This window comes from Saccharomonospora halophila 8 (genome assembly GCF_000383775.1).
Lineage (GTDB): Bacteria > Actinomycetota > Actinomycetes > Mycobacteriales > Pseudonocardiaceae > Saccharomonospora > Saccharomonospora halophila.
This window is the reverse complement of sequence record NZ_KB912566.1, coordinates 26,695-33,499: the sequence shown is the minus strand read 5'-3', so window position 1 is coordinate 33,499 and position 6,805 is coordinate 26,695. Positions and strand designations below refer to the sequence as shown.

Annotated in this window: 7 protein-coding genes; 4 read left to right on the top strand and 3 right to left on the bottom strand. The window is 69.6% G+C overall.

The window, feature by feature from the left end:
* Together trpD and SACHA_RS0115300 are read right to left on the bottom strand one after the other, a co-directional pair.
* Positions 1-963: anthranilate phosphoribosyltransferase (gene trpD, locus SACHA_RS0115305; protein ID WP_019811076.1), on the bottom strand; the 963-nt coding region annotated here is incomplete at its 3' end.
* Between the two features lie 176 nt (positions 964-1,139).
* Entirely contained in the window at positions 1,140-1,550 is a 411-nt protein-coding gene (locus SACHA_RS0115300) for a hypothetical protein (protein ID WP_019811074.1), read from the bottom strand.
* Positions 1,551-1,698: 148 nt separating this feature from the next.
* Here SACHA_RS0115300 and ctaE point away from each other — a divergent pair, with 148 nt between their 5' ends.
* From ctaE to qcrB, 4 genes are all read left to right on the top strand, one after another.
* Entirely contained in the window at positions 1,699-2,328 is a 630-nt protein-coding gene (gene ctaE / locus SACHA_RS0115295) for an aa3-type cytochrome oxidase subunit III (RefSeq protein WP_028663225.1), read from the top strand.
* Positions 2,329-2,399: 71 nt separating this feature from the next.
* Positions 2,400-3,227, top strand: a complete 828-nt coding sequence (gene qcrC, locus SACHA_RS0115290) for a cytochrome bc1 complex diheme cytochrome c subunit (protein ID WP_019811070.1) — start codon at positions 2,400-2,402, stop codon at positions 3,225-3,227.
* A 116-nt stretch (positions 3,228-3,343) separates the two neighbouring features.
* Positions 3,344-4,492: a cytochrome bc1 complex Rieske iron-sulfur subunit gene (gene qcrA, locus SACHA_RS0115285; RefSeq protein WP_019811068.1), complete on the top strand. Its 1,149-nt coding sequence runs from the start codon at positions 3,344-3,346 to the stop codon at positions 4,490-4,492.
* Positions 4,489-6,153, top strand: coding sequence for a cytochrome bc1 complex cytochrome b subunit (gene qcrB, locus SACHA_RS0115280; RefSeq protein WP_019811065.1), 1,665 nt, complete (start codon positions 4,489-4,491; stop codon positions 6,151-6,153). Before qcrA ends, qcrB begins: the two co-directional genes overlap by 4 nt.
* A 114-nt stretch (positions 6,154-6,267) precedes the next feature.
* Here qcrB and SACHA_RS0115275 read toward each other — a convergent pair whose 3' ends face one another.
* Positions 6,268-6,552: an Lrp/AsnC family transcriptional regulator gene (locus SACHA_RS0115275; RefSeq protein WP_007025857.1), complete on the bottom strand. Its 285-nt coding sequence runs from the start codon at positions 6,550-6,552 to the stop codon at positions 6,268-6,270.
* Between the last annotated feature and the right edge of the window lie 253 nt (positions 6,553-6,805).

Below are 6,805 nucleotides of genomic sequence, written 5' to 3'. Positions count from 1 at the left end.
GGCCCGGTCCAGTCCGGCCCGCAGGTCGGCGGTGAGGTCACCGGAGAAGCCGGCGTGGGCGGCGAGGGCGCCCGCGGCGTTGAGCAGCACCGCGTCCCGGACGGGTCCGGTCTTGCCGTCCAGCACCTGCCGTGCCACCTCCGCGTTGGTCTCCGCGTCACCGCCGCGCAGCGCCTCCGGCCCGACGAACGGGATCCCCAGCTCGGTCGGATCGATCGTGCCGGTGCTCACCCCGCCCCCGGAGATGATCCAGGCCGAGCTGGTGGTGGTCGTGGTGATCTCGTCGAGACCGTCGTCCCCGCGCACCAACAGGACGCTGTCACCCCGCCGGGCGAAGACCTCGGCGAGCACCCGGGTCTTGTCCGGGTAGGCACACCCGATGAGCCCGGCCCGGGGCTGCGCCGGGTTCGTCAGCGGTCCGAGCAGGTTGAACGTGGTGGGGATGCCCAGCTCACGGCGAGGGCCACCCGCGTGTCGGAGGGCGGGGTGGAAGGCCGGGGCGAAGCAGAAGCCGATGCCGAGTTCGCCGACACTCCGGGCGACCTCCGCCGGCTCGGCCCCGATGCGGACGCCGAGTGCCTCCAGCACGTCGGCCGCCCCGGACTTCGACGACGCGGCGCGGTTGCCGTGCTTGACCACCGGGGTACCCGTCGCCGCGACGACCAGCGAGGTCATCGTGGAGATGTTGACCGACCCGGAGCGGTCGCCGCCCGTGCCGACGATGTCGACGGTCCGGACGTCGAGTTCCACCCGGCGCGCGTGCGCGAGCATGGCGCGCGCCATGCCCGCGATCTCGGCGGCCGTCTCGCCCTTGGCGCGCAACGCCACCGCGAACCCCGCGACCTGCGCGGGCGTGGCCTCGCCGGACATCACCTGGTCCATGGCCCACGCCGTGGCCTCCTCGGAGAGGTCGGCGCGCTCGATGAGGGCGCTCAGGACCGAGGGCCAGGTGTGTTCGGACATCGTCGCTCTCCGGAACCGGGGCCCTCCTCCGTCGACGGGGTCGACGGACGGACCGACCGGATCATTCGTACGGGGATCGCCGATCGTGCGGCGATCCGGGAACTACAGGGCCCGGGGGCACGCCCGGATCGTTCCGGGGCCCGTGCCGTCGGGCACGGCCGCGCGCCCGCGACCGGTCATCCGCGGACGGCGGGACGCCGGTGCGACCGGAGCACGTCCGCGACCGTCTCCGCGGCCGTCAACGGGTCCAGCGGGTGGACCAGCACCGCGTCGGCCTGGGACCAGGTCGCCAGCCATCGGTCGTCCGCGCGACGCACGGCCACCACGATCGGCGGGCAGTCGTCGAGTTCGTGGTTCAGCTGCCGGGCCAGGCCGATGCCTCCGGTGGGTTGTGCCTCACCGTCGAGTACGGCGAGATCAATGTCACCCGAGTCCATCCGGCTGAGTACGTCGGCGACGCCGTCGGCCTCGACGTAGGTGACTCTGCCCAGGTCGGAGGCGGGACGGCGGCCGATCGCATTGATGATCGACTCGCGGACCGGCGCCCGGTGGCTGAAAACCAGGATTGTCGTCGCGGGCTCGCTCATCCTCGTGTCCTCCGGGCGTCGGCGGTCGTGACCGGCCCCATGTTAACCCTCGGACCCCGCGGATACCCAGCGGGTTCGCCGGCCCCGACCTGGGCTCCACGACCGTCCGTAGGACCCGATCTGCGGCGACGGGGGAGGGGGAGACATAATGCGAGCCGTGACAACGGCAGCTCCTTCCATCAGCCAGCGGGTGCACTCGCTCAACCGGCCGAACATGGTCAGTGTCGGCACGATCGTGTGGCTGTCCAGCGAGCTCATGTTCTTCGCTGGCCTCTTCGCCATGTTCTTCACGGTCAAGGCCCAGAACGACACCGGCGTGTGGCCGCCACCGAACCCGGCCACCGGTGAGCCGATCCACCTGGCCATCTCCTACGCGCTGCCGTTCACGATCATCCTCGTGGCGTCGTCGGTCACCTGCCAGCTCGGCGTGTTCGCGGCCGAACGGGGAGACGTCTTCGGGCTCCGCCGCTGGTACCTCGTGACCCTGCTCATGGGCACGGTCTTCGTCCTGGGGCAGGTCGGCGAGTACGTGCAGCTGGTCAACGAGGGTGTGACCATCCCGTCCGGTGCCTACGGCACGGTCTTCTTCATGACGACCGGCTTCCACGGCCTGCACGTCATCGGCGGCCTGGTGGCGTTCGTCTTCCTGCTCGTCCGCACGCGGCTGAGCAAGTTCACCCCCGCGCAGGCGACCTCCGCGATCGTGGTCTCGTACTACTGGCACTTCGTGGACATCGTGTGGATCGGCCTGTTCGGTGTGATCTACATCCTTCCCTGACGAGGTGCCCGGCCGGACCGAGGGCCGGGCGCACAGCAAGGCCGAACTGACAGCAAGGGTTGCCGCAGAAGATGACCAGCAGTACGAACAACGAGGCCGCCTCGGCGAGGCGGGCGGGCCGTCGCACGAAGTTCCGCCGCCGGATGGCGAGCGTGCTCGCGCTCGGGGTCGCCCTGTTCGGTGCGGGGGCGCTGTACGCCACGTTCGTCCCCGAACCGCAGACGGCGCAGGCGCAGGAGGACCCGGCGCTGCTGCGCAAGGGCGAGGAGATCTACAACAACACCTGCATCAGCTGCCACGGCGCGAACCTGCAGGGGGTGCAGGATCGCGGTCCGTCGTTGATCGGCGTGGGCGAGGCGTCGGTGTACTTCCAGACCTCGACCGGTCGGATGCCGATGGTGCGGCAGGAGGCCCAGGCCGCGCGGAAGCCGCCCAGGCTGACCCCGGCGGAGATCGACGCGCTCGGGGCCTACATCCAGGCCAACGGTGGTGGGCCGGAGCGGCCCGCGGAGTCCGGCGCGCAGCTGCGGGGCACGAATCCCGCGCGGGGCGCGGAGCTGTTCCGCCTGAACTGTGCCTCGTGCCACAACTTCACCGGCCAGGGTGGGGCCCTCTCGGCGGGCAAGTACGCGCCGAAGCTCGGCCCGGCCAATGAGTCCGAGATCTACACGGCGATGCAGTCCGGCCCGCAGAACATGCCGAAGTTCTCCGACCGTAACCTCAGCCCGGAGGAGAAGAAGGACATCATCGCCTACGTGAAGTCGGTGTCCGACGGCAACAACAACCCGGGTGGGAACCCGCTCGGCGGCTTCGGCCCGGCCTCGGAGGGCGTCATCGCCTGGGTCGTCGGGATCGGTGCCCTGATCGGCGCGACGCTCTGGATCGGGTCGAGAGCGTGACGGATGCATGATCCGCGGGTACGGCAGGCCGACCGGGCGCGGTCGGCGGCGAAGGCAGACGGTGCGGGGCGTCCGCGTCCCGCACACGGAGCGGAGCGAGGCAGGTTCGAGAGAGCATGAGTAGCGGTAACGAGCCGCGGGAGCGGCCCTCCGACGAGGAGCTGTCGCGGATGAGCCGCGACGAGCTCGTCGAGCTCGGTGGCGAGCTCGACGGCGTCGAGCTGGTCAACTATCCGGACCCGTGGCCGGTGGAGGGTACGCGGGCGGAGAAGCGCGCCGAGCGTTCGGTGGCGCTGTGGTTCGCGGTCTCGGCGGTGTTCGGACTCGCCTTCCTCGGGGCCCTGATCTTCTGGCCGTCCGAGTACGCGCCGCCGTCGGAGGAGCGCGCGCACTTCTGGTACAGCTGGTACACCCCGATGCTCGGGATCACCCTGGGGATCTCCGTGCTCGCGCTGTCGGTGGCCGTGCTGCTCTACACCAAGCGGTTCGTCCCCGACGAACTGGCGGTGCAGCAGCGCTCCGACAACATGGGCGAGGGGTCGGACGAGCTCGACCGGCAGACGATCCTCGCGCAGCTGTCCGACAGCGGTGAGCGCAGCACGATCGCCCGGCGTTCGATGATCAAGCGCACGGCCGGTGCCGGTGCCGGTGTTCTCGGCCTGGGAACGGTGGCCCTGCCGCTGGCCGGGTTCATCGAGGATCCGTGGGCGAATCCGGAGAGCAAGGACTCGCTGGCGCACACCGCCTGGAAGAAGCAGTTCCCCGGGGAGAAGGTCTATCTCCGGAGCAGCACCGGCAACCCGCACGACATCTCGCTGGTGCGCCCGGAGAATCTCGACGCGGGCGGGATGGTGACGGTCTGGCCGTTCCGGGAGTCCGAGCGGGGCGACGACCACGCACTGGCCGCCGCGCTCAAGCGGGCCGACAGCCCGGTGTTGCTGATCCGCCTCCGGACGGAGGACGCCGAGCAGGTCGTTCAGCGTGCGGGCCAGGAAGGCTACAACTACGGTACCTATTACGCGTACTCGAAGGTGTGTACACACGTCGGCTGTCCGGCCTCGCTGTACGAGCAGCAGACCAACCGGCTGCTGTGCCCGTGCCACCAGTCGCAGTTCGACGTATTGCAGTACGCCAAACCGGTCTTCGGCCCCGCGACCCGCGCGTTGCCGCAGCTGCCGATCACGGTGGACGAGGACGGGTACTTCATCGCCCGGCACGATTTCGACGAACCGGTCGGGCCGGCCTACTGGGAGCGCGCGTCATGAGCTCACTGACCACGCCGACGAAGGGGACCGGGTTCCTGTCCAAGCAGGCCGGTGAGGCGGCGACCAACGCGGACCAGCGTTACCACATGGCGCGTGGTCTGCGGCACCAGATGAACAAGGTGTTCCCGACGCACTGGTCCTTCCTGCTCGGGGAACTGGCTCTCTACAGCTTCATCATCCTGATCCTGTCCGGGGTGTACCTGACGCTGTTCTTCGACCCCTCGATGGCGGAGGTCGTCTACGACGGCCCGTACACGAACATGCAGGGCGTCGAGATGACGCGGGCGTACGAGTCGACGCTGGAGATCTCGTTCGAGGTCCGCGGCGGGCTGTTCATCCGGCAGTTGCACCACTGGGCGGCGCTGATCTTCGTCGCCGCGATGATGGTGCACATGATGCGCGTGTTCTTCACCGGCGCGTTCCGCAGGCCGCGGGAGGCGAACTGGGTGATCGGCGCGCTGCTGCTGATCCTGGGCATGTTCGAGGGCTTCTTCGGCTACTCGCTGCCGGACGACCTGCTCTCCGGTACCGGTGTCCGCGCGACGCTGTCCGGGATCACGCTCTCGATCCCGGTGATCGGCACGTGGGCGCACTGGGCGTTGTTCGGCGCCGAGTTCCCCGGCACCGTGATCATCCCGCGGATGTACGCCCTGCACATCCTGATCGTCCCCGGGATCATGCTCGCGCTGATCGCGGTGCACCTGGCGCTGGTGTGGTACCAGAAGCACACCCAGTTCCCCGGCGTGCGGCGCAAGGAGTCCAACGTCGTCGGTGTGCGGATCATGCCGGTGTTCGCTCTCAAGGGTGGCGCCTGGTTCGCGGTGGTCACCGGCTTCACCGCTCTGATGTCCGGCATGTTCCAGATCAACCCGGTGTGGAACCTGGGGCCGTACAACCCCTCACAGGTCTCGGCGGGGTCCCAGCCCGACTGGTATCTGGCCTGGGCGGACGGCATCCTGCGGATCTATCCGGCCTGGGAGCTGTATCTCGGGGACTACACGGTTCCGCCGGTGTTCTTCGCCGGTGCGGTCGGCATGGGTCTGCTGTTCGGGCTGCTGCTCGCGTACCCGATGCTCGAACGGAAGCTGTCCAAGGACACCGCGCACCACAACCTTCTGCAACGGCCGCGGGACGCACCGGTGCGCACCGGGCTCGGGGTCATGGCGCTGACGTTCTTCATGGTGCTGGAGATCTCCGGCTTCAACGACATCGTCGCCTACCAGTTCGACATCTCGCTGAACGCGATGACCTGGGCGGGCCGGATCGGACTGCTGTTGCTGCCGCCGTTGGCGTACTACGTCACCTACCGGATCTGTCTCGGGCTGCAGCGATCCGACCGTGAGGTGCTGGAGCACGGCGTGGAGACCGGCATCATCAAGCGGCTGCCGCACGGCGAGTTCATCGAGATCCACCAGCCGCTCGGCCCGGTGGACGAGCACGGCCACCCGGTGCCGCTGGAGTACCAGGGCGCGTCGGTGCCGAAGAAGATGAACGAGCTCGGCACCGCGGGCAAGCCGGTGCCCGGCTCGTGGGTCACGCCGGATCCGCCGGAGGAGACGGCGGCGCTGGAGCGGGCCAAGACCGAGCACGGGGACTATCCCGAGGCCGGTGAGCTGGAGGCGCCGCAGCCGGAACAGGCCGGCTCGGCCAGCGAACGCTGACGGACGAGACGACCGGAAGGGCCGCCCACCCCCGTGGTGGGCGGCCCTTCGCATATCGTTCCGGGTGGCCGGCTCATGTGGTCGGCTCGGTGTGGTCGGCTGTGCGAGGTCGGCTCAGCCCTCGTCGATGCCGATCTCGAAGGCGGACTCGGTGTCGGCGCTGGAGTACGACCGGAACGCGATGTGGGTGTCGGTGTCGAGGACACCGTCGACCTTGGCGATCCGGCCCGGGATGAGGTCGGCCAACTGTTCGTGGCCGGACACCCGCACGATCGCGATCATATCGACGTCCCCGGCGCACGAGTAGACCTCGGACACGCCGTCGATGTCCGCGATCGTGCGTGCGGCCTCGGGGATGGTGTCGGTCGCGGCGTGGATCAGGACGATCGCGGTGATCACGGGATACCTCCTCGGGTCGGTCGGTGTGGACGGAGTCGCCGGTGTGTCCGGGCGGCTCCGTGGCGATGACAGTACGCCGGTGCCGTCCCGGCCCGGGCGGGTGCGGGCCCGCGAGTCACCGCCCGTCGGACGGGCTGAGGCGTTCGAGGTCGGTGGCGGTGGTGGCCCGGTCGAGCCAGTCGGTCCATCCGCCCGCACCGTGCAGCGGTTCGGCCCACGGAGCCGAGGCGCGGACGAGCCGGACGCCCTCGCC

Excerpts from the sequence above, each read along its gene's own strand:
- SACHA_RS0115300 (WP_019811074.1), bottom strand. The coding sequence starts at position 1,550 with ATGAGCGAGCCCGCGACGACAATCCTGGTTTTCAGCCACCGGGCGCCG.
- ctaE (WP_028663225.1), top strand. The coding sequence starts at position 1,699 with ATGCGAGCCGTGACAACGGCAGCTCCTTCCATCAGCCAGCGGGTGCAC.
- qcrC (WP_019811070.1), top strand. The coding sequence starts at position 2,400 with ATGACCAGCAGTACGAACAACGAGGCCGCCTCGGCGAGGCGGGCGGGC.
- qcrA (WP_019811068.1), top strand. The coding sequence starts at position 3,344 with ATGAGTAGCGGTAACGAGCCGCGGGAGCGGCCCTCCGACGAGGAGCTG.
- qcrB (WP_019811065.1), top strand. The coding sequence starts at position 4,489 with ATGAGCTCACTGACCACGCCGACGAAGGGGACCGGGTTCCTGTCCAAG.